Below are 21,709 nucleotides of genomic sequence, written 5' to 3'. Positions count from 1 at the left end.
ATCCGAGTGTCCCCGCCGATGCGAGTGAGCGATACCTCCACTCACACATCAAGGTTCGAAACGTTGAGCGCATTTTCCTGGATGAAGTCGCGGCGCGGCTCGACGACATCGCCCATCAGCTTGGCGAAAATTTCGTCGGCTTCTGCCAGATCGCCGACCTTCACCTGCAAGAGCGTGCGGACGTCCGGGTCGAGAGTCGTCTCCCAGAGTTGCTCCGGATTCATCTCGCCCAGACCTTTGTAGCGCTGCAGATCGAGCCCCTTGCGGCCTGTCTCGTAAACGGCTTCGAGCAGCGAGCGCGGCCCGGTGATGATGTCCGTCTTGTCCTTGCGCTTGAGCTTCGCGGGCGTCTCGTAAACTTCGACGAGATGCGCGTGCCGTTCGTTAATGCGCCGCGCATCGAGCGAGCCGAGCAACGCCCGGTCGAGGAAGTGCACTTCCGTCACGCCGCGCACTTCGCGCTTAAAGACATAGCCGTCGTTGCCGTAGCGGCCTTCCCAGCCGGTTTCCATCTCTTCCGAAATCGCATCGAGCCGCTTCGCGACATGTTCGGCGATGGCGTTTGCCTTTTCGGCCGACGGCGTATTCAGGATCGAGGCATCGAACGCGCCGCCGATGGCGCCCTGCTCGGCCACGTCGCGGTTGTAGCGATGATGCAGCCCATTGATGCCGCCCGCAATCTGCCGCGCCTGCTCGACGATATCGCGTAGATCGCGGCCTGCGCGCTCCGCGCCATCGCCCGTGACGAGAACCGCGTCGGCAAGGCCCTGATCGATCAGGTAATCTTCCAGCGCGCGTTGATCCTTGAGATACGAATGCGACTTGCCCCTCGCCACTTTGTAGAGCGGCGGCTGCGCGATGTAGACATGCCCCTTGTCGACAAGTTCCGGCATCTGCCGATAGAAGAACGTCAACAGCAGCGTTCGGATGTGCGCGCCGTCGACGTCGGCGTCGGTCATGATGATGACCTTGTGATAACGCAGCTTGTCGAGCTTGAACTCGTCGCGTCCGATGCCGGTGCCCAGCGCGCCGATGATGTTCGTCACCTGCTCCGACGACAGCATCTTGTCAGTGCGCGCGCGCTCGACGTTCAGGATTTTACCTCGGATCGGCAGCACGGCCTGAAACTCGCGCTTGCGTCCTTGCTTCGCAGAGCCACCGGCCGAGTCACCCTCGACGATGAAAAGCTCGGTCTTGGACGCGTCGCGATCCTGGCATTCCGCCAAACCGCCCGGCAAACGCAGGCCATCGAGCGCGCCCTTGCGGCGGGTGAGATCACGCGCTTTGCGCGCCGCCTCGCGCGCCAACGCTGCTTCGACGATCTTACCGACGATAACCTTAGCTTCTTTCGGATGCTCTTCGAACCACGCGCCGAGCTGATCGCCAACCGCCGCCTCAACGACCGGACGAACCTCCGATGAGACGAGCTTGTCTTTCGTCTGCGAAGAAAACTTCGGATCCGGCACCTTGACCGAGAGCACGCACGTCAAGCCCTCTCGCGCATCGTCGCCCGAGAGGTTGACCTTCTCTTTCTTCGCAATGCCCGACTCTTCCGCGTATTTGTTGACGATACGCGTCAGCGCGCCGCGGAAACCGGCGAGATGCGTGCCGCCGTCGCGCTGCGGGATGTTGTTCGTGAAGCAGAGCACGGTCTCGTGATAGCTGTCATTCCACCACAGCGCCGCCTCAACGGTGATCCCGTCTTTCTCGGCATTAATCAGGATTGGCTCACTGAGCGCCGACGTCTTCGAGCGGTCGAGATAGCGCACGAACGCAGCCGTGCCGCCGTCGTACATGAATTCCTCACGCTTCACGTCGGCGTGGCGCGCGTCGGTCAACACGATCTTCGCGCCGGAGTTGAGAAACGCCAGTTCGCGCAGGCGATGCTCCAGCGTCGCAAAATCGAATTCCGTCACGTTGTGGAACGTCTCGGTGCTCGGCAGGAACGAGACTTCCGTGCCGCGCTCCTCGCCCGCATCGCCGACGACCTTCAGCGGCGCAACAGCGTTGCCGTTGTGAAATTCGATGAAGTGCTCTTTGCCGTCGCGCCAGACGCGACACTTGAGCCACGTCGACAGCGCGTTTACGACCGACACGCCGACGCCGTGCAGACCACCCGACACCTTGTAGGAGTTCTGGTCGAACTTGCCGCCCGCATGCAGCTCGGTGAAAACGATTTCCGTCGCCGAGCGCTTCGGATCGTGATCGTCGTCGCGCTTGATGCCGGTCGGAATACCGCGGCCATCGTCGCGCACCGTGCACGAGCCGTCGGGATTCAGCGTCACCATGCACGACTTCGCATGACCGGCGAGAACCTCGTCGATCCCGTTGTCGACCACTTCGTAAATCATGTGATGCAGACCCGAACCGTCATCGGTGTCGCCGATGTACATGCCGGGGCGTTTTCTAACCGCGTCGAGCCCCTTCAGCATCTTGATGCTGTCTTCGCCGTAGTCGTCAGACTCAGGGGTTTTCTTGAGCGGTTGCGCGTTCATTTTTTGGCTTTCTCAGCAGGCGGATATTCGATCGTTTTGTATAGCACAAATCGCCTCGAAAATCCGCACGAAATCGACAGAATTTGAGGCCAAAAAACCTTTGTTTTTCAGCATTTTGGATGTGGCCGTTTGTCCCTGTTGAAGTCGTTACGGAAGGGCTTCGATTTTTCCCTCGTTCACACCCCAGAATCGGGCCTTTTCGGCAAGCGCTGAAAAGGCATCCGCGTCCGTGCCCGTCATCCAGGCTTGCGCGCCGAGCCGCAGGATTTCATCGAAAAGCGCAGCCCTGCGGTGAACGTCCAAGTGTGCCGTGATTTCATCGAGCAGCAGGATCGGCGCAGCGCCTTCCTGTCGCTCCGTCAAAAGCTCAGCGTGCGCCAGAACGAGGCCGAGCAGCAGCGCTTTCTGCTCGCCCGTCGAGGAATGCCGCGCTTCGAGTGCTTTCGGCCCATGCTCGACGATAAGATCCGACCGGTGCGGCCCATCGAGCGTCCGGCCAGCGCCACGGTCGCGTTCGCGCGTGTCGCGCAATGTCTTGGCATACAAATCTTCCGCTTCGACCGCCGACATACCGCTCAGGTCGTCTTCGATTGTCCCTTCGAGCCGGAATGCCGACCAGGGAAACGCCGAGTTCGGATCACGCGCCCGCCGCTTCTCGACGATGGTGCGCATGGCAGCGACCGCTTCGAGCCGCGCCGCTGCAACCGCAATGCCCGTCTCGGCCATCACTTGCTCGAAACCCGAAAGCTGGGCGTTGTCGCGCACGCCATCTGCGAGCAGCCGGTTGCGGCTCGTCATGGCGCGCTCGAAGCGCCCTGCGATCGTTCGGTATCCATGATCAAAACACAGGATCAACCGGTCGAGAAACCGCCGCCGCTCGGATGCCGCGCCCGTGAACAGCCCGTCCATCGCCGGCGTCACCCACACGATTTCGAGGTAATCGGCGAGAATACCCGAGCCCGACTGCGCCACGCCGTCGATCCGCACGATGCGGCCCGTGCGCTCGCCACGCGAATTTGCACCGGGCACTAAACCCGTGCCGAGATCGGCAGGCCCGGCAAGCGTATGCGCTCGCGCCGCAACCGCAAAACCCCCGTCACCCGACGCCCGCGCCAGATCGACGAACGGCACCCGCCTCAATCCTTGGCCCGGAGACAACAGCGATAATGCTTCGAGAAGATTGGTCTTGCCTGACCCGTTCGCGCCGACAATCACCTGCGGCCCGGCATCCGTCGTCACACTCGCCGACGTGTAGCTGCGAAAATTCGTGAGCTGCAGCCGCTCGACCCAGAGTGTCATTCCCCTCCCCCTTGCGGGGAGGGGTTAGGGGTGGGGGTCAAATCATGGGCGCGCGTTCGCAAAACATCGACAACGACATCCATCACACCGTCTATGTTTTCGGCAATGTCGGCGTTCTGAAACCGAAGCACCATGAAGCCTTGGCTCTCAAGATAGCGTTGGCGGCCCAAGTCGTTCGCGAGTTCTTCATCCGTCGAGTGTGTCGCGCCATCGACCTCAATGATAAGCCGATGGGATAAGCAGGCAAAATCAACGATGAATTTGTCGACAGGCACTTGCCTCCGAAAACTTTTGGCCTTCACTGTTTAAAACTCGCAGCCGATACCAAAGTCGGCGCTCGGCGGCAGTGGCATTGTTGCGAAGCTCGCGGGCGCGCTCATTGACCAAATCGCCACCCCACCCCTGCCCCCTCCCCGTCGAGGGGAGGGGAAGCTGGCCGCACCCTCTCCTAGTCAAGGGGAGACGAACTCACGCCGCTGATTAAACCCGCATCGGCATCAGCACGTAGAGCGCGCTGGCGTCGCTGCTGTCGCGCACCATCGTCGGCGAACCGGGATCGGCGAGCAGGAACCGCGCATCCTCGCCTTCGAGCTGATCGGCGATGTCGAGCAGATAGCGAGCGTTGAAACCGATCTCCAGCGGCCCAGCGCTGTAGCCGACCGGAATTTCTTCCGTCGCGCTGCCGCCTTCCGGATTGTTCACCGTCAGGATCAGCTTGTCCTTGCCGACATTGAGCTTCACCGCACGCCCGCGCTCGCTTGCAATCGTCGACACGCGATCGACGGCGCTCTTGAACGACGCGTTCGGGACCTTCATTTCCTTGTCGTTGTTGTGCGGAATGACGCGGCCGTAATCGGGGAACGTACCGTCGATCAGCTTCGACGTCAGCACGACCGAGCCAATCTCGAACCGCACCTTCGTCTGCGACACGCCGACCTTCACTTTCGCGCTCGAATCTTCGAGCAGCCGCGTCAACTCGTGCACCGTTTTGCGCGGAATGATGACGCCCGGCATGCCCTCCGCGCCCTTCGGCAGCGGCAGTTCCACCTGCGCCAGGCGATGACCGTCGGTCGCGACAGCACGCAGCGTCTTCGTGCCGTCCGTCTCAGCCGGATGCAGATAGATGCCATTGAGATAGTAGCGCGTTTCTTCCGTCGAAATTGCGAATTTCGTCTTGTCGATGAGCCGCTTCAAGTCGCCGGCTTCCATCGTGAACTCGTGCCCGATCTCGCCAACCGCGAGATCCGGGAAATCGTCGGCCGACAGCGTCTGCAGGCTGAAGCGCGAATGCCCCGACGTGATCGTCAGACGTTCTTTATCGCCGTCGCGCTTGATCTCGATCTCGGCACCGTCCGGCAACTTGCGCACGATGTCGTGCAGCACATGCGCCGGAACCGTCAGCGTGCCGGGCGCCGAAACCTTGGCACCGACGCTCTCGCTCACCTCGCGTTCGAGATCCGTCGCCTTGAACATCAACGCATCGCCTGCGGCCTTAAGCATGATGTTCGACAAGATCGGGATCGTCGTCCGCCGTTCGACGACGCTTGTGACGTGGCTGAGCGCCTTCAAGAGTTCCCCACGTTCGATCTCGAGACGCATATTTATCCTCAGCTATGGAAGTGTGCATGGAAGCGCGGTCGAAGCCCGCCGCAGCATCTCACGCAAAAGAACGATTTTGGCGCGGACCGCGCCGCTGGGCGGAATCGCCCGTGGAGCCGGATCAGACCCGAAAGAAGCTAGTTTTTCAAGTAAGATGTATGGGTCAGCGCACAATCTGCGTGATACCGCCAATTACGGGCTTATCCCACACGCGGCAAGGCCGGCACTCCAGGGGGATGAAATGCCGGCCCCGCGTCGCATCAGGCCGCAAGGGGTGAAGTTGCGGTCAGTGGTTGAGAAGCCGTTTCAGCTCCTCAAGCTCATCTCCGAGGTTCGGATTCTTGCTGATTTCGCCCTCGATCTTGCGGATCGCGTGCAAAACGGTGGTGTGGTCGCGGCCGCCGAACCGCCGTCCGATTTCCGGCAGCGAACGCGCTGTCAGATGTTTGGCCAGGTACATGCCGATCTGGCGCGGCCAAACGACGGAACGATGACGGCGCTGCGACAGCAGATCGCCCTTCGACACGCCGTAATGCCGGGAAATAATCCGCAGGATATCCTCGATCTTGATCCGGCGCGGCTCAAGGTTCTGCACGAGATCACGGATGACCGTCTCAGCAATGTCGAGCGTGATCGGCGTGCGCATATACTGCCACGTCGCGTAAAGGCGCGTGACCGCCCCTTCGAGCTCGCGGCCGTTCTCCGTCAGGCGCAGCGCCAGGAGATCGACGACATCGCGCGACAGCGAGAAGGACGGATCGGCCGCCTTCTTCTCGGCCAGACGCTTGTCCAGCACCTTGAGGCGAAGCTCATGATCGAGGGACTGAAGCTCGGTGACGAGACCGCGTTGCAGCCGCGACCGCATCCGCTCGTTCAGGCGTTCGATCTGGTTCGGCGCCCGCGCCGAAGCAACGACGACCTGCTTACCGCCGTCGAGCAGTGCATTGATGATGTGATCGAACTCTTGCTCGGTCCGCTCGCCTTGCAGGAATTCGAGGTCGTCGATCAGCAACATGTTGATGTTGCGGAAGCGCTCCTTGAACGCCAGCGGATCAGACGACCGCAGCGCTTCGACGAACTGATAGCGGAAGCGTTCGGCCGTAAGATACAGCACCTGTGCATTCGGCGCACGCTTCTTCACTTCCCAAGCGATGGCATGAAGAAGGTGGCTCTTGCCGAGGCCGACCGCCGAATGGATGTAAAGAGGATTGTAGCCGGGCGCACCCGTTAGGACCGTTTCCGCAACCTGCGTGGCGCCCGCATGCGCCATCCGGTTCGACGCCCCGACGACGAAGCTTTCAAATGTATAGCGCGGATCGAGCGGCGAACCTTCAAGGCCGCCCGCAGACGTCCGCTGGACGGGCAGAACCGGAGCCCGCAGCGGTGCTGCCGGACGCGGCGTCTCGACGTGCGCGATGGGTGCTGGAATGGCAGCGCTGGTGTGCGCGGCGTCTCCGATACGAGCATCCGCCGACCGCTGCGGAACCGCACCGGGCTGCCGCCAAACGACTTCGACGCGCTCGGCCGTTGCGAATTCAACGCGCGAGCAGCGCAGCAAGTGCTCGGAATAGTGTTCTTGAATCCAGTTGCGCACAAACTTGACCGGCACCGAAACCTTGACGATCCGTCCATCGAAGCTTTCGAATTCCAGGCTCTTGAACCAGCTCGAATAGACCTCATCTCCGAGCTGAACCTTGAGCATGGCGCGGACCTTGTGACCACGGCCCTCTACCGCAACCGTCGGCGTCTCGGCGCTGTGCTCATTACCTTGAGACTCTGCCTTTTGTGCTGCCTGCATAGTGATGTACTCCCGCTGATAACGCGGGACGCCTGAAAGCGTCCCCCCTCATCACCGTCCGGCATTACCCTCTGCCTTCCGGTGCCGTGCCTTCCGTGTGACGTCTTGCTACCCTTGCAGCCAGTTGAGACCGGCGAATTTCCAGCCTGCGATTTGGCTCCGGTGTTGGGCAGCGTCTAACGGTCCCTCAAAGCCCTCCATGACGTTTCGACACCTCGAATATCCCGCTCCGGCGATTGCCTCGGCAGCCATCCGGCTGCGCCCGCCCGAACGGCAGATAAAAAAGATCTCAGTATTCTTTTCGACTCCCTTGGCGGCCAACGCCGCCGTCAATCGTTCGATAAAGTCCGGAGCGATCCGGCTGTCGGGGAACGTCTGCCATTCGATCAGCATGACGTCCTTGTTGATCTTCGAAAGGTCGGGCACACCCACAAACGCCCATTCGGCACGCGTCCGAACATCAACAAGAACAGTCTTCGGATCGCCTTCGAGACGCTTCCAAGTTTCGAGAACGGACACGTCCTCGACGCCAGAAGCCTCAACTTTTTCCACGAATTCCCCTCACGCCTTACACAAGTACTGATAAAGACCCGCGAGAATATCCCCAGACACAACCAGAGAATACCCAGCTATTCTTGAGCTAGCCAAAGCAACGCCCAAGTTGAAACGCAGGTCTTTATCTATTTTGGCGATACAGTCCGGGTCATCAAAGCTTCAAAGACCCGAATGCTACGCTCGCCGAACTTACCAGTGCGAACGACCGCTTTACCCCGCTGCCATCCACTAGAAATTTACTATCCCTTAACCCTCTTTTCGACAAGCACCCCAGCGCAGCCATTGGGGCGATTGAGGCGTACCAAAAGTTGTCCACAGGTACTGGTGAAAACGCGAGTCACATCGCAACCTCTGTGCATAAACCATCTGACTCTATTCGCATTTTTTCCACCGACACACTCTGGGTTGCATCGCCGCCACGACCGTCACCCAGACGTCATTTTCTCTTGCCGTCCGACTCTGCCTCGAAGGAGCGCCCAACTTATCCGGCATCAGAACATCCCGTCCAATGGGCCGGATTCCGGGCGATTAATGACGATAAAAAAACAGCGGGCCCGTTGGCGGGCCCGCTCTTTACCGTAGCGAATATGCAACAGGGAGAAAAATTGGCTCCCCTTATTCACAAGTGCGTTATGCGCTCATGGCCTTGACACGCTGAGCGAGCCTGGAAACCTTCCGGGCTGCGGTCTTCTTGTGCATGACGCCCTTCTGAGCGGTGCGCACGAGAAGCGGTTCAGCGGCCGAAAGCGCAGCGAGTGCCTTGGCTTGGTCGCCCGACTTGATAGCTTCCTCGACCGAGCGAACCTCGGACTTGACGCGCGAACGGCGCGACTTGTTGATTTCGGTGCGGCGGATCATCTGGCGCGTGGCTTTCTTAGCCGACGACGTATTTGCCATTGGGTGTCCTTACGTTTGCTGCGAATGCGCCGTCGCATTCGCAAAATGCTAAGCGCGGCAATGGGTTGAAGATATTGATCGTCGGCCCGGGATTTTCGCTCCAGGCACGGTTTGCGGGGGATATACCCGCCTAACGGCCGCCGGTCAATGAAGCCCACCCGGAAAAGAACGAATCCGTCACAAAAGCCGCCGCCGACGGCCGGTCGCAGCGCTTTGCGCCGCCATTTGCGCTAAGTCCATCCCGACTTACATGCTTTTGATCCAGAATTGGGAGGCCGCCAGAGAATGTTGTCCATGACCGGTTGGCTGTTTTCTCTCGCGGCTACTGTTTGCGCGACTGTCCTGGCCGCCGCCGCAGAACAGCCCGCCCTGCAGCTGGCGACGGTCGCGGTCATCTGCATTGCCTTCGCCCTGATTGCCATCCGCGATCACCAGAAGCTGAGGAACATCGGCGCGCCGATGAGCGCCATCGCCAGTTCGACGGCGCGATATCTGGCTCTGGTCTGGGCTTGGGCCGCACTCGCGATCCTGATCACGTACCTCTTCGTTATGGATAAGCACTGGGCCGAGTGGTGGCAGTTTTTCATCGGCTTTCTGTTCGCTGCCGTCGCCACCATCGGCTTCGCCGTCCTTCTCGATCGCGACCGTTCCGCAGGACGCGACGACGCCATGCTGGTGAAGATGGGACGGCTTCTTCTTCAGTTTCAGGTGATCGGCATGGCGGCCGGTGTCATCAGCCTATTCGTCGATCACAAGTTTCCGCGCGCCGCGACCCACGCCGATTGGGCGGGATGCAACATCTTCTTCTTTGGTGCGCTCGCCATTGCAGCTATCAGCTTGGACGCCCTGCGCTCACGCATGTAGGTTCGAGAGCAGGCCACCGCGCCGTCCAAAAGGGGGAGCTTCCGACATCATGACCTTGCGCCCATCGCTGCCTTGGTTGGCAGTGACACTCGCCGCAGCTCTCATCGCCATGTATCTCGCCTGCCGTCTGATGAAGATCGCGGACTCGGCAGTCGCCGCCGCTGTTTTCTCGGCTGTCATGATCATGGCCGCACTGCGAACCAACGCCCCGCATTGGCAACGCCCCGAAAACGGATCGGCCATGGCCACGCAGCGCGAAGCAATGCGCGCGAACGTCTTTCTGATTGCATTGGCATTCCTTTGGTGCGGCGTGGCGTTCTACGCCATCTATCTGGGTACGCACGTACGTTGGCAGCACGGCTGGGAATACGGTACGGCCTGCATGCTGTTTGCAGCCGCCTACGGCTATTACCTGAAGCGGCTTTCAAACCCAAACGACCCGCTCGCACAGACATCGTCGCTCGACCGCATGGCGAAAATCGCAGGCTATCAGGCGATCTTGATTGCCATCGGCCTTGTCTGGCTGATCGCTGCCGGCAAACTCGCCATAACGCATAAAGGCGACTGGGCCGCGAACCAGCTTTTCCTCGGCGGCGGCTTTGCCGTGATGTGCATCAGTGTCATCCTGATCAAGACGAACGCCGCACTGTGCGAGCGCTCCGCCACCTCAACGGCAAGCTGACACCACTTCAGCGCTGACACCGCCGGCAATAAAACGTCGCGCGCCCGGCATGCACCGCGCGGCGGATTTCGCCGCCGCATCCAGGAGTGGGACACATGCCGCCTTCCCGGTCGTAAACGGCAAACCGTTCCTGGAATGCTCCCTTCTTGCCGTCGGCACTGCGGTAATCGCGCAGCGTCGAACCGCCCGCTGCAATGGCCCGTTGCAGAACATCCTTGATCGCAACGACGAGCTTCTCGGCCTTCTCGATGCCTCCGCGACGGTTCGCCAACGTTGCCGCAACACGATCGGGCGATAGCCCCGCCTGAAACAGCGCCTCAGACACGTAGATGTTGCCGAGCCCCGCCACGATGTGCTGGTCCATCAGAAACGCTTTGAGGTTGACCTTCTTGCCCAGCGCGCGTCGCGCCAGATATTCGGCTGTCAGTTCGGCGCTCAATGGCTCCGCCCCGAGCTTGCGAAACAGCGCATGCTCCGGCCGCTCCGCATGCGGCATCATGACCATGAATCCGAACCGCCTGGGATCGTTGTAGATCACCTGCGTCCCGTCAGAGAGATGCAGCACAACATGATCGTGCGCCGGATCAGGCCCCGTATCGTGGATGTAGTCCCCCGGCCGGTCGATGAAGTCCTTATGGATGACGGAAAACCGTCCGGTCATGCCCAGATGCATGACGAGATCCTCGCCGCTCGAAAGCGTCGCAATCAGATATTTCGCGCGCCGCTCCAGCCCGACGATGTCTTGCCCCGCCAGCCGCTCGCCGAACCGTTCCGGCAGCGGAAAACGCAAATCCGGCCGCCGCGCGTCAATCCGCGCGACCCGGCTGCCGACCAGCACCGGCGCCAGCCCCCGCCGCACGGTTTCGACCTCGGGGAGTTCGGGCATAGGAGGAATGTCACCTGAAATTGACGATGAGACGCGCCGACGATAGCGCTGCCGCTCGTGAGCGGCTATGGTCCCGGATATGGATCAAAACTCAGAAACCGCAAGCCAGAGCACCGCGTCGTTCGGCTTCCGCACCGTACCCGAGACCGAACGCCAGGGGCTCGTCAACAAGGTCTTCGCGTCGGTCGCCGATCGCTACGACCTGATGAACGACTTGATGTCCGGTGGCCTGCATCGCCTCTGGAAGCGCGAACTCATCACGATGCTCAACGCGCCGCGCAGTGCCACGCCGTTCAAGCTTTTGGACGTTGCCGGCGGCACCGGCGACATTTCCATCCGCTACGCCAAAGATTCAGGGCCGAACGCCACCGCCGTCATTTGCGACATCAGCCCTGAGATGCTCGACGTCGGCCGCCGCCGCATCGCCGATGCAGGACTTGAGAACCGCATCACCTGTGTCGAAGGCAACGCCGAAGAGCTGCCTTTCGAGAACGCGAGCTTGGACGCCTATACGATTGCGTTCGGCATTCGCAATGTGACCCACATCGACAAGGCGCTTGCCGAAGCCTACCGCGTGCTGAAGCCCGGCGGACGCTTCCTGTGTCTGGAATTTTCCGAATGCCGCGTGCCGCTGCTCGATCGCGCCTACGACTTCCACTCGTTCGAGGTCATTCCGCGTCTCGGTCAGCTGGCTGCGGGCGATTCGGAATCATATCGCTATCTCGTCGAAAGCATCCGCCGCTTCCCCAAGCAGGAAGCCTTCGCCGACATGATTCGTAACGCTGGTTTCTCGCGCGTCGCCTATCGCAATCTGACCGGCGGCATCGCGGCGATTCACGGCGGCTGGAAGATCTGATCGGCCACAGCGTGAACTACGTTTTTTGCCCTTCAGCGTAAGTTCAATTGACGCTGGCGGCAGCGATTCATAGCTTTCCCTCTCGGGGACGAAGGAATGACTTTCTTCTATTCGAGGAGGTGGGACTCATGAAATCGAAGCTATTGATCGGCGTCGCAGCTGCGGCGCTTGTTTCGCTCGGCGCCGGCGTCGCCAATGCTGGCTGCATGACGAAGGGTGCGGTCGCCACGTCAACGTCGGCCGATTCGGCGAAATGGTTCGCGATGGAGACGATGGTCCAGAACGTCAGCTGGGGTCTCTGGCCGGGTTTCCTGGCGAACGGCCAGGTCGCCGGCTACAAGGTCGTCAACAAAAAATATCGCTGCAGCCCGAACGGCAGCATGGTCACCTGTCACGGCCGCGCAACGTTCTGCAAGCTATAGGTCGAGCTGAGCATTTGCTCGAAAGTAGCGCCCGCGGCAATCCGCCGGGCGCTATTTTTTTTTGTCCGTAAGTTGTATGGCGTCCAAGCCGCAATGGCCCTGGCTGAGGCAGCTACGAATACCGTCCCGGCTTAACCGTTTTTACCCCTCCGAGCGGCTACACTTGACCCAACGAGGTTGCGGCGCAATGTGCCGAGGCCGAGCGAAACCACGGCCTGCGCCCCCAGAGAATTCAGGACGACGAAATCACCACCATGCCCGGAGCGCTTCTTAACTCCCTACGACTCGCGCGCGCCGGTTTTGTGCTAGCGCAATATGGCGTCCGCTTCGTTCCGAAGGGCATGCCGGTACCGCTGCCTCTGAAACTTGCGCGCATCGCCACATTGCCGGTGACGCTTGTTGCATCGGCCTTCCGCAAAGGCGAGCCGCAATCCGCCCGCGTCGCAACGGCATTGGCGAAGCTCGGTCCGAGCTATGTGAAGCTCGGTCAGTTTCTTGCCACCCGCGCCGACGTCATCGGACCTGAGCTTTCCGATGATCTGCGCCAGCTTCAAGACAAAGCCGAACCGTTCTCGATGGCGGAAGCCCGCGAAGCCGTTGAACGCGCGCTCGGCGGCAAGCTCGAAGATCATTTCATCGAATTCGGACCGCCCGTCGCTGCCGCTTCAATCGCCCAGGTCCACAAAGCCTACGTGCTCGACAACGGCGTGAAGAAGGCCGTTGCCGTCAAGATTCTGCGGCCGAACATTGAGAAGCGTTTCTATCGCGACCTCGACAGCTATTATTTCGCCGCGCGGATGATCGAACGCATGTATCCGCCGGCGCGCCGCCTGAAACCGGTTGCCGTCGTCGATAATCTGAAGCACACGACCGACCTCGAGATGGATTTGCGCCTCGAAGCCGCAGCCATCTCCGAGATGGCGTCAAACATCAAAGAGGACGAAGGCTTCCGCGTTCCCGATATCGACTGGAAACGCACGGCCAAACGCGTTCTGACGATCGAATGGATCGACGGCACGCCGATCGCACAACGCGACGTTCTCAAGGCCAAGGGCTTCGACACTGCCGCTCTCGGCATGACCGTGCTGCGCTCATTTCTTCGTCACGCCATGCGCGACGGGTTCTTTCACGCCGATATGCATCAGGGGAATTTGTTCGTCGATGCCAACGGCAAGATCGTCGCCGTCGACTTCGGCATCATGGGCCGCTTGGGCCTGCCCGAGCGCCGCTTCCTCGCAGAAATCCTGCACGGCCTCATCACGCGCGATTACTACCGCGCCGCCGCCATCCACTTCGAAGCGGGCTACGTGCCCCCGCATCACAGCGTCGAAGAATTCGCCCAGGCGATGCGCGCCATCGGCGAACCGATCCAAGGCCGCACGGCAGAAGAAATTTCGATGGCCGACCTTTTGGGCCAGCTCTTCGCTTATACCGAAGTCTTCGACATGCAGACACGTCCAGAGCTGATCCTGCTGCAAAAAAGCATGGTCATCGTCGAAGGCGTCGCGCGCGATCTCGATCCGACGTTGAACGTCTGGGTCGCCGCCGAACCGGTGGCGAAGGAATGGATGGAATCCAATCTCTCGCCTCTCGGCCGCTTGCGCGAAGCGGGCCGTGGCGTTGAAACAATCGGCGATGTCTTGATGAAGACTCCGGCGCTTCTGCAAAATGTTGCGCAGGCAATCAACGGCATGTCCCAAATGGCCAATGCGGGACTTCGCCTCGACGATGAAACCATCGATAAAATCGCATCGCGCTCGCGACGCAGCCGGACAGCCGACATCGCACTTTGGATCGCAGCCGTCAGCCTGGCGATCATTATGATAAAAATGATCAGCGTATTGTAGGCCAGACAACAGACTTCATTAGCGGCGCAGACATTAGCGCGTTGCTTTGCGCGGCCCGACAAGATGCGTCCCGTGCGCGATAGCGGCCGTTGCCCGCATCGTCGCCGCGATATAAATGACTTCCGCAATTTCTGCTTCCGTCACACCGGCATTCTCTGCGTTGGTGCGATGGACTTCGAGGCTGTACGGACACTGAGTTGCGATGGCGACGCCAAGCGCGATCAATTCCTTATAGCGTCGTGGAATGGCACCCGCCGCCATGGCAGCGCGATCGAAGTTTTCGAACGCCGACATCGTCGTCGACGATAGATTTCTTAAATGAGGCAGATTCGAAAGATTGGCGATGTCGTACATGGTAGCTGCTCCCTCCCGCAGGTGTCGTCGAGCGGTTTCGATCTGCCGCCGAGACTCGTGACGTTCGCGTCCAGGGTCAAGCAATCCCTCCACTGTCAAATTTGAAGGAGACGAAAATGTCTGAAAGCAGACCGCCGTTCCCGCCCTTCACGCGCGAAACCGCCATTCAGAAAGTCCGCGGCGCCGAAGACGGCTGGAATAGCCGCGATCCGCAGAAGGTCGCGCTGGCCTATTCGGTCGATAGCGTTTGGCGAAACCGCGCCGAGTTTCCGGTCGGCCGTCAGCAGATCATCGAATTCCTGACGCGGAAGTGGAACCGCGAACTCGATTATCGCCTCATCAAGGAACTCTGGGCATTTACCGGGGATCGCATCGCCGTACGCTTTGCTTATGAATATCGCGACGATAGCAACCAGTGGTACCGCGCCTACGGCAACGAAAACTGGGAATTCGGCCCCGACGGCCTGATGCACCATCGTTATGCGTGCATCAACGACCTGCGCATTTCCGAGAGCGAGAGGAAATTCCACTGGCCGCTCGGACGCCGCCCCGACGATCATCCGGGATTGTCGGATCTTGGTCTTTGAGCCGATGAAATAAAAAAGGCGCCCCGAGGGGCGCCTTTTTTCTATGCGCTCTGACTGACCGGTTTCGCCGGCGCTCGCCAGATGTAGCTCAAAGAGAAAATTGCAGCCGCCGTTGCGACATACGCGATGAGCTGCATTCCCGTCGGCCGGTCCATGTAACCAACCAGAATGCTCAAGACCCGCCCCGGCCAACTGTTTTCCGACAGAATGGACGAGCTGTCCCAGACCGTAGAATCGAACGCATTCAACAGGCCTGCATTCGACAGCTGCTTGACCGCGGAGGCTGCAAGCCCGGCAGCCAGCAATGTGATGAGAACGCCGGTAACCGCAAACATCTGCCGGATCGGAATGGCCGCGAGCCCAAAATAAAGCACCATCGACACGACAGCGCCAAGCAGCAGCCCGATCCCCGATCCGATCAGAAGTTCGAAACCGCTATCCTTGCCCTGCATGACGATGCCAGTCATGAACAACACGACCTCGCTGCCTTCACGCATGACCGCCACGGCAACGGCCGCGCCGAGCGCAAACAACGATTGCCGTCCGGCAGAAACATCGCTGCCCAGCTGCCGCAACTGCTGCGTCATCTCGCGAGCATGATGCGCCATCCAGGCCACGTGCCACCCAAGCATGACGACCGCAAACAGCAGGATCGCCGCAACAAAAATTTCCTGACCGCGACCGTCGAAAGCATCTGAGATCCGCGAGGCAAACATCGCAACGATGATTGAGCCTGCGATCCCTGCGAGGACTCCGAGCGATACCGCACCGTTACGGCTATGAACGCCGCGCGATGCCGCGAGCACCACGCCGATGATCAGGCCCGCTTCGAGAACTTCGCGAAAGACAATGATGAGAGCCGCAAGCATCGCCGCCTACTCCGCAACGACGTGACCGAGCGCGCTATCCTGGTGAAATTCACCGAAGAACATGTAGGTGCCAGGCTTTAGCGGCTTCACGCGAATGACCGCCGAGCTGTTGCCGGCAATGATCTTCTCGAAGCCGAGGTCGTGGCTTTCGAATTCTTCCGGCGTCGCGTCGAGGTTCTTCACCGTGATCTTGATCGGCTTGCCGATCGGCAGCTTCAGCGCATCCGGCTCGAACTTATGATCTTTGATTGAGATCTCGACCTCGTGCGTATCCTCCGCCTGGGCAGCGACGGCGCCCATCACGACACCGCCGACGGCGAGAACAGAACCAAGAAGAATGGAAGAAAATGACGAATGATGCACGGCACGTGCGAAACGTGAAATACTCATCTCTGCTCCTAATAGGTCAGGATTCAAGGTCCCGAGATCAGGTCCACCGTCAACTGAGCGAACGCCACTAGAAGAGTCAAGAACATTGATCTCGCCTTGGGCAGAACCGGTTGGACGGACTGAAGAAAACGCCGAAATTCCATCATTTTTCGTCTTGCCATTTTTTGGCCAGGACAGTGCGATGCATATGCAGCGCGGGAACCGATATTCGCTGGAAGATTTGAGGATCGACCAATGTATGCCCGCGCGTCTTATTCCGCTGACGAATTTCCCTCGTTCATGATCTCCGAAAGCGATGCCGATTTCGCGTCGCAAGACTTCTACGCCGGTGAGCCGGTTTGCCCGCAACCGTCACGACGCCTGGAAATCGTTCCCTATACGTATCTTTTCCTTCTTATCGCCGCCACCGTCGGGTGCGCCTTCGCCACCGATGCTGAGACGCGACAAGAATGGACTTCGAAATTTGAACGCATCGCATCGTCGTTGGCGACGTCAAAACAAGCGACCTCGGCGCCATTGCCGACGAAAGAGATCGCATCCGCCGACACGCCAGGCTCGACGCCACTTGCCCCGCCTACTCCCGTTCCGCCGCCGGCAGCGATCCCGCCGCCGAGTCAGCCTCTGCCTGAAGTCACCGTCGCCACTGCGCCAGGCGATACGAACGACGAGGCGGATGCAAAAACACCAGAAAAACCGCATGTATCTGATGCCTATGCCCCGCCGCGGCCATCGCACGATCCGTTACGCAAAAAGGCCGAAGCCGCCGGCTTGCACCCTGATCTATCGCGCGCAGTTCTCGCACGTCTGACGTCGACGGATTATCGCAACGCGGCTTACGCGATCGGCAAAGCGATCAAGACAGTGCCGAACAACGGCGAGTTCGTCTGGCCGCACAAACGCAAAGCCGGACTAGCGGTCTTCACCGTGCATTTCGTCCAGGGCGCGGGACGCGACTGCCGCCGCTATGTCGTAACGGTGACGAAGGATCGCTGGACATCGACCGCGCTCCCGATGGAGAAATGCGGTGTCAAAGTCGCGATCCGCGGCGGCAAAGAAAATGCGATCGAATGAGCGCAAAACCGCACGCAATTACGGTCCCTGCAGACCGAACGCGACGCGAAGCTTTTTCCGCAGCGTCGAATCCTTCGATTTATCGCCTGCTTTGCCGCTCTTTGGACCGTCATACGTCGCATAGACAAAATCGCGGACCGCAGGATTGCGATCGTATTGATGGATCGCGGCCGGCACACCGCCTTGCGCTGTCACCAGCAGTCCGTCTTTGACCGATAGAAAATTCGTGTTGTGTCCGGATAGCGTCGCGACCGCTCCGTCGTATGGCATCACGACCGACGACGGCACGAGATTGACACGTGCGATGACGTTCGTCGTCGCCTGATCGACGCCCGAGCGCATGTGATGACGCCGGCGAACCATTTGCCCGAGTAAAAGCTTCTCCCAGCAATACATCAGCGTGACGCCGTGCCGTCCCAGAACGGTGCCGCTGCAGATCACTTCGTGATGCTTGATTTGATCGTAGACCGGCAGCCCAAAAGTTCGCCGGATCGCATTGCCGTTCCAGCCGGCGGATTCGAGAGAAAAACCTTTGCCCTCTTCAAAAAAAATCATCGGGGCATCAGGCAGCGCTTCGAAAATATCGCTTTGAAAAACGACGTCGCGCGTGTCGGCCAAAAACACGCGTTCGACCTGCCCCGAGAGCGCTTGCAGCACCGCGACATAATCGGTCACGCGCGCAAAATTCATATGCGGCCGCCCGAGACTTGATGAAACGTCTTCAAGGACGCAATCGACGCCTTCGGCTTCGAGCGCTTTGCCGAGCTCTGGATCGTTGTTGATGACGAGAAGAATTCGGCAGTCGTGAAATTTCCGCGCCGAACGGACAAACGGCCGCAAGTCGGAAATGCTGTAGTTGCGCGCAATCCCGAGGATCAGGTTCGTACCGGTCCCGTGCTTCAGCTCGATTTTCGGCAAACGTCTGACAAGCTGAGATCGGAGCCACTGCGCATAAAGCTTCGACCAGATGTATTGCAGCATATCGCGTGACGCCCCGAATTTCGCAGGCGCCCCGAGACACCGCATATTTCATTCTTGCGACGCGAATTTTAGTCGGAGTACCCGCAGCGGAAAAGCAAAAGTCGAATTGCTCAAAAGCATATTCGCCGGATTGGGCGTGAATTAGTTTGTGTAGCTCAAACGCAAAAACGCGCCGCTGGCACAAGGCACAGCGGCGCGTTCTTAAATTCGATAGAGGGCACTGATTGACTTCGTTTTTCAAGAATTCACATGACGTCTCGGCAGACCTGGCAACGACCTACTCTCCCGCGTCTTAAGACGAAGTACCATCGGCGCAGGGGCGTTTCACGGCCGAGTTCGGAATGGGATCGGGTGCAGCCACCCCGCCATAATCACCAGGTCAGCGGAGACGTCATATGACTTCTGTTTTCTGGTCTATTTTCTGAGCCCTACGCTCATCGTTCGGCGCTCGTGAGAGCGCGCCATTGCCGAATTTCGCATTGCGATTTCAGGCAAACGATGAGCATTGCTAAATGAGAGCAATCAAGCCAATCGAGTTATTAGTACCGGTAAGCTACACGCCTTGCAGCGCTTCCACACCCGGCCTATCAACGTGGTGGTCTTCCACGACTCTCGAGGGAGAACTCGTTTTGAGGTGGGTTTCCCGCTTAGATGCCTTCAGCGGTTATCCCTTCCACACATAGCTACCCTGCTGTGCCGTTGGCACGACAACAGGTCCACCAGAGGTGTGTCCAACCCGGTCCTCTCGTACTAAGGTCAGATCCTCTCAATTCTCCTACACCTACGGCAGATAGGGACCGAACTGTCTCGCGACGTTCTGAACCCAGCTCACGTACCACTTTAAATGGCGAACAGCCATACCCTTGGGACCTGCTCCAGCCCCAGGATGTGATGAGCCGACATCGAGGTGCCAAACGACGCCGTCGATATGGACTCTTGGGCGTCATCAGCCTGTTATCCCCGGCGTACCTTTTATCCGTTGAGCGATGGCCCTCTCACAAAGAACCACCGGATCACTATGGCCGTCTTTCGACTCTGCTCGACTTGTCAGTCTCGCAGTCAGGCGGGCTTATGCCATTGCACTCGACGGTTGATTTCCGACCAACCTGAGCCCACCTTCGCACGCCTCCGTTACGATTTAGGAGGCGACCGCCCCAGTCAAACTGCCCACCATGCGCTGTCCCGGATCCGGATAACGGACCGCGGTTAGACAACCATAATCACTAGGGTGGTATTTCACATTTCGGCTCCACCCGAGCTAGCGCCCAGGTTTCATAGCCTACCACCTATCCTACACAAGCAGCCACGATTGCCAGTGCAAAGTTGCAGTAAAGGTGCACGGGGTCTTTCCGTCTAACCGCAGGAACCCCGCATCTTCACGGGGAATTCAATTTCACTGAGTGTGTGCTGGAGACAGTGGGGAAGTCGTTACGCCATTCGTGCAGGTCGGAACTTACCCGACAAGGAATTTCGCTACCTTAGGACCGTTATAGTTACGGCCGCCGTTTACTGGGGCTTCGATTCAAGGCGTGAACCTCTCCTCTTAACCTTCCAGCACCGGGCAGGCGTCAGGCCATATACGTCGTCGTTGGACTTAGCATAGCCCTGTGTTTTAGGTAAACAGTCGCCACCCCCTAGTTTGTGCCCTACCCCTCCGGTTGCCCGAAGAGATAGCCTGCTTCTCCCGAAGTTACGCAGGTAATTTGCCGAGTTCCTTCAGCACACTTCGCTCAAGCTCCTTGGTATTCTCTACCAGTCCACCTGTGTCGGTTTCGGGTACGGTCTATGTGGGGGCTATTTCCAGGGACACATTCGCTGCCTCGGCAATCCAATAAGCCTCAACAACTTGCTGCATCCGTCACACACCCACTGGCCCACGAATATTAACGTGGTTCCCATCGACTACGGCTTTCGCCCTCGCCTTAGGGGCCGGCTAACCCTGCGCAGATTAACTTTACGCAGGAACCCTTGGACTTTCGGAGGAAGTGTTTCTCACACTTCTTTCGTTACTCATGTCTGCATTCGCACTTCCGATACCTCCAGGAGCCCTCACGGGTCTCCCTTCACAGGCTTACGGAACGCTCCGCTACCGCGTACATTGCTGTACACCCGCGTCTTCGGTACACTGCTTTAGCCCCGTTACATTTTCGGCGCATGAACCCTTGTTTAGACCAGTGAGCTGTTACGCTTTCTTTAAATGATGGCTGCTTCTAAGCCAACATCCTGGTTGTTATGGGGTTCGCACATCCTTTCACACTTAGCAGTGATTTGGGGACCTTAGACGGCGATCAGGGTTGTTTCCCTCTTCACGACGGACGTTAGCACCCGCCGTGTGTCTCCCGGATAGTACTTCGAGGTATTCGGAGTTTACTTAGGTTTGGTAACCCTGTAGGGGCCCCTAGCCCATGTAGTGCTCTACCCCCTCGAGTATTCGTCCGAGGCTCTACCTAAATAGATTTCGCGGAGAACCAGCTATTTCCTGCCTTGATTGGCCTTTCACCCCTATCCACAGTTCATCCGAGGCTTTTTCAACAGACACCGGTTCGGTCCTCCAGTGGGTGTTACCCCACTTTCAACCTGACCATGGATAGATCGACAGGTTTCGGGTCTAATCCGACGAACTGAACGCCCTGTTCAGACTCGCTTTCGCTACGCCTACAGCTATCGCCTTAAGCTTGCTCGTCAGACTAAGTCGCAGACCCATTATACAAAAGGTACGTCGTCACCCTTGCGGGCTCCGACTGTTTGTAGGCATCCGGTTTCAGGTACTATTTCACTCCCCTCGTCGGGGTGCTTTTCACCTTTCCCTCACGGTACTGGTGCACTATCGGTCGGTAAGGAGTACTTAGGCTTGGAGGGTGATCCCCCCATGTTCAAACAGGATTGCACGTGTCCCGTTCTACTCGAGGATAAAGCTCTGCATTACCTGTACGGGGCTGTCACCCGCTGAGGCCCAACTTTCCAGATGGTTCCAGTTGTCATTGCTTTATCACTGGCCTAGTCCGCTTTCGCTCGCCACTACTCGCGGAGTCTCGGTTGATGTCCTTTCCTCCAGGTACTGAGATGTTTCAGTTCCCTGGGTTTGCTTTTAACCCCTATGTATTCAGGGCTAAATACCTTCTTGTGACACCCTGAAATCCGAACCCATTTGCATGGGTGCGAATTTCAAGATGTCGAAGGTGGGTTTCCCCATTCGGAAATCTTCGGATCAACGGCTGTTCGCGCCTTCCCGAAGCATATCGCAGCGTACCACGTCC

At 59.0% G+C, this 21,709-nt stretch carries 20 protein-coding genes and 2 rRNA genes (1 of these 22 cut by a window edge); 7 read left to right on the top strand and 15 right to left on the bottom strand.

What is annotated here, in order from left to right; genetic code table 11:
* Positions 1-41: 41 nt before the first annotated feature.
* The 8 genes from gyrB to rpsT all read right to left on the bottom strand — a co-directional run bounded on the left by gyrB (position 42) and on the right by rpsT (position 8,643).
* On the bottom strand, positions 42-2,495 hold the full coding sequence (gene gyrB, locus HYP802_RS0103025; RefSeq protein WP_024275107.1) for a DNA topoisomerase (ATP-hydrolyzing) subunit B: 2,454 nt from the start codon (positions 2,493-2,495) through the stop codon (positions 42-44).
* 147 nt (positions 2,496-2,642) lie between these two features.
* Positions 2,643-3,794 (bottom strand): DNA replication/repair protein RecF, encoded by a 1,152-nt coding sequence (gene recF / locus HYP802_RS0103020; protein ID WP_013945662.1) that lies wholly within the window; start codon positions 3,792-3,794, stop codon positions 2,643-2,645.
* Complete coding sequence (locus HYP802_RS23140) at positions 3,791-4,069, bottom strand: DUF559 domain-containing protein (RefSeq protein ID WP_256380092.1); 279 nt, start codon at positions 4,067-4,069, stop codon at positions 3,791-3,793. The genes recF and HYP802_RS23140 overlap by 4 nt, the downstream gene beginning before the upstream one ends.
* Positions 4,044-4,181 (bottom strand): DUF559 domain-containing protein, encoded by a 138-nt coding sequence (locus tag HYP802_RS24085; RefSeq protein WP_256380091.1) that lies wholly within the window; start codon positions 4,179-4,181, stop codon positions 4,044-4,046. Before HYP802_RS24085 ends, HYP802_RS23140 begins: the two co-directional genes overlap by 26 nt.
* Positions 4,182-4,274: 93 nt before the next feature.
* The gene (gene dnaN, locus HYP802_RS0103010) at positions 4,275-5,393 is read right to left on the bottom strand and encodes a DNA polymerase III subunit beta (protein WP_013945661.1); all 1,119 of its coding nucleotides are present in this window, start codon (positions 5,391-5,393) and stop codon (positions 4,275-4,277) included.
* Positions 5,394-5,679: 286 nt separating this feature from the next.
* Complete coding sequence (gene dnaA, locus HYP802_RS0103005) at positions 5,680-7,095, bottom strand: chromosomal replication initiator protein DnaA (RefSeq protein WP_244421076.1); 1,416 nt, start codon at positions 7,093-7,095, stop codon at positions 5,680-5,682.
* Between the two features lie 204 nt (positions 7,096-7,299).
* Positions 7,300-7,743, bottom strand: a complete 444-nt coding sequence (locus tag HYP802_RS0103000) for a rhodanese-like domain-containing protein (protein ID WP_013950544.1) — start codon at positions 7,741-7,743, stop codon at positions 7,300-7,302.
* Between the two features lie 633 nt (positions 7,744-8,376).
* Positions 8,377-8,643, bottom strand: coding sequence for a 30S ribosomal protein S20 (gene rpsT / locus HYP802_RS0102995; RefSeq protein ID WP_013950541.1), 267 nt, complete (start codon positions 8,641-8,643; stop codon positions 8,377-8,379).
* Between the two features lie 285 nt (positions 8,644-8,928).
* Between rpsT and HYP802_RS0102990 the strand changes: the two genes are divergently transcribed.
* Entirely contained in the window at positions 8,929-9,507 is a 579-nt protein-coding gene (locus HYP802_RS0102990) for a hypothetical protein (protein ID WP_013950540.1), read from the top strand.
* 49 nt (positions 9,508-9,556) lie between these two features.
* Complete coding sequence (locus HYP802_RS0102985) at positions 9,557-10,189, top strand: hypothetical protein (protein ID WP_013950539.1); 633 nt, start codon at positions 9,557-9,559, stop codon at positions 10,187-10,189.
* 7 nt (positions 10,190-10,196) lie between these two features.
* Here the strand turns inward: HYP802_RS0102985 and mutM are convergent, their stop codons facing one another.
* Positions 10,197-11,075, bottom strand: a complete 879-nt coding sequence (gene mutM, locus HYP802_RS0102980; protein ID WP_013950538.1) for a bifunctional DNA-formamidopyrimidine glycosylase/DNA-(apurinic or apyrimidinic site) lyase — start codon at positions 11,073-11,075, stop codon at positions 10,197-10,199.
* Between the two features lie 79 nt (positions 11,076-11,154).
* Here mutM and ubiE point away from each other — a divergent pair, with 79 nt between their 5' ends.
* From ubiE to ubiB, 3 genes are all read left to right on the top strand, one after another.
* Positions 11,155-11,931, top strand: a complete 777-nt coding sequence (ubiE, locus tag HYP802_RS0102975; RefSeq protein WP_024275105.1) for a bifunctional demethylmenaquinone methyltransferase/2-methoxy-6-polyprenyl-1,4-benzoquinol methylase UbiE — start codon at positions 11,155-11,157, stop codon at positions 11,929-11,931.
* 128 nt (positions 11,932-12,059) lie between these two features.
* On the top strand, positions 12,060-12,353 hold the full coding sequence (locus HYP802_RS0102970; RefSeq protein ID WP_013950536.1) for a hypothetical protein: 294 nt from the start codon (positions 12,060-12,062) through the stop codon (positions 12,351-12,353).
* A 254-nt stretch (positions 12,354-12,607) separates the two neighbouring features.
* Positions 12,608-14,200 (top strand): 2-polyprenylphenol 6-hydroxylase, encoded by a 1,593-nt coding sequence (gene ubiB / locus HYP802_RS0102965; protein ID WP_013950535.1) that lies wholly within the window; start codon positions 12,608-12,610, stop codon positions 14,198-14,200.
* Positions 14,201-14,233: 33 nt separating this feature from the next.
* Here ubiB and HYP802_RS0102960 read toward each other — a convergent pair whose 3' ends face one another.
* Positions 14,234-14,554 carry a carboxymuconolactone decarboxylase family protein gene (locus tag HYP802_RS0102960; RefSeq protein ID WP_013950534.1) on the bottom strand — a complete coding sequence of 107 codons (321 nt, stop codon included), beginning with the start codon at positions 14,552-14,554 and terminating at the stop codon, positions 14,234-14,236.
* A 116-nt stretch (positions 14,555-14,670) separates the two neighbouring features.
* On the opposite strand from HYP802_RS0102960, the gene HYP802_RS0102955 reads away from it, so the two are divergent.
* Complete coding sequence (locus tag HYP802_RS0102955) at positions 14,671-15,141, top strand: nuclear transport factor 2 family protein (protein WP_013950533.1); 471 nt, start codon at positions 14,671-14,673, stop codon at positions 15,139-15,141.
* Between the two features lie 41 nt (positions 15,142-15,182).
* On the opposite strand, the gene HYP802_RS0102950 is transcribed toward HYP802_RS0102955, so the two are convergent.
* On the bottom strand, positions 15,183-16,010 hold the full coding sequence (locus tag HYP802_RS0102950) for an FTR1 family protein (protein ID WP_013950532.1): 828 nt from the start codon (positions 16,008-16,010) through the stop codon (positions 15,183-15,185).
* Positions 16,011-16,016: 6 nt separating this feature from the next.
* Positions 16,017-16,400, bottom strand: coding sequence for a cupredoxin domain-containing protein (locus HYP802_RS0102945; RefSeq protein ID WP_013950531.1), 384 nt, complete (start codon positions 16,398-16,400; stop codon positions 16,017-16,019).
* 234 nt (positions 16,401-16,634) lie between these two features.
* Here HYP802_RS0102945 and HYP802_RS22740 point away from each other — a divergent pair, with 234 nt between their 5' ends.
* Positions 16,635-17,471, top strand: coding sequence for a hypothetical protein (locus HYP802_RS22740; RefSeq protein WP_024275104.1), 837 nt, complete (start codon positions 16,635-16,637; stop codon positions 17,469-17,471).
* Positions 17,472-17,489: 18 nt separating this feature from the next.
* Here HYP802_RS22740 and HYP802_RS0102935 read toward each other — a convergent pair whose 3' ends face one another.
* The 3 genes from HYP802_RS0102935 to HYP802_RS0102925 form a co-directional block, all read right to left on the bottom strand.
* Positions 17,490-18,497 carry a hypothetical protein gene (locus HYP802_RS0102935; RefSeq protein ID WP_155831112.1) on the bottom strand — a complete coding sequence of 336 codons (1,008 nt, stop codon included), beginning with the start codon at positions 18,495-18,497 and terminating at the stop codon, positions 17,490-17,492.
* A 219-nt stretch (positions 18,498-18,716) separates the two neighbouring features.
* Positions 18,717-18,831: ribosomal RNA gene (gene rrf, locus HYP802_RS0102930) — 5S ribosomal RNA — on the bottom strand.
* Positions 18,832-18,970: 139 nt separating this feature from the next.
* A 23S ribosomal RNA gene (locus HYP802_RS0102925) occupies positions 18,971-21,709 on the bottom strand (it continues 54 nt past the right edge of the window).

Source organism: Hyphomicrobium sp. 802 (assembly GCF_000526135.1).
In the GTDB taxonomy this organism is placed as follows: Bacteria; Pseudomonadota; Alphaproteobacteria; order Rhizobiales; family Hyphomicrobiaceae; genus Hyphomicrobium_B.
This window is presented reverse-complemented; position numbering and strand designations above follow the sequence as displayed.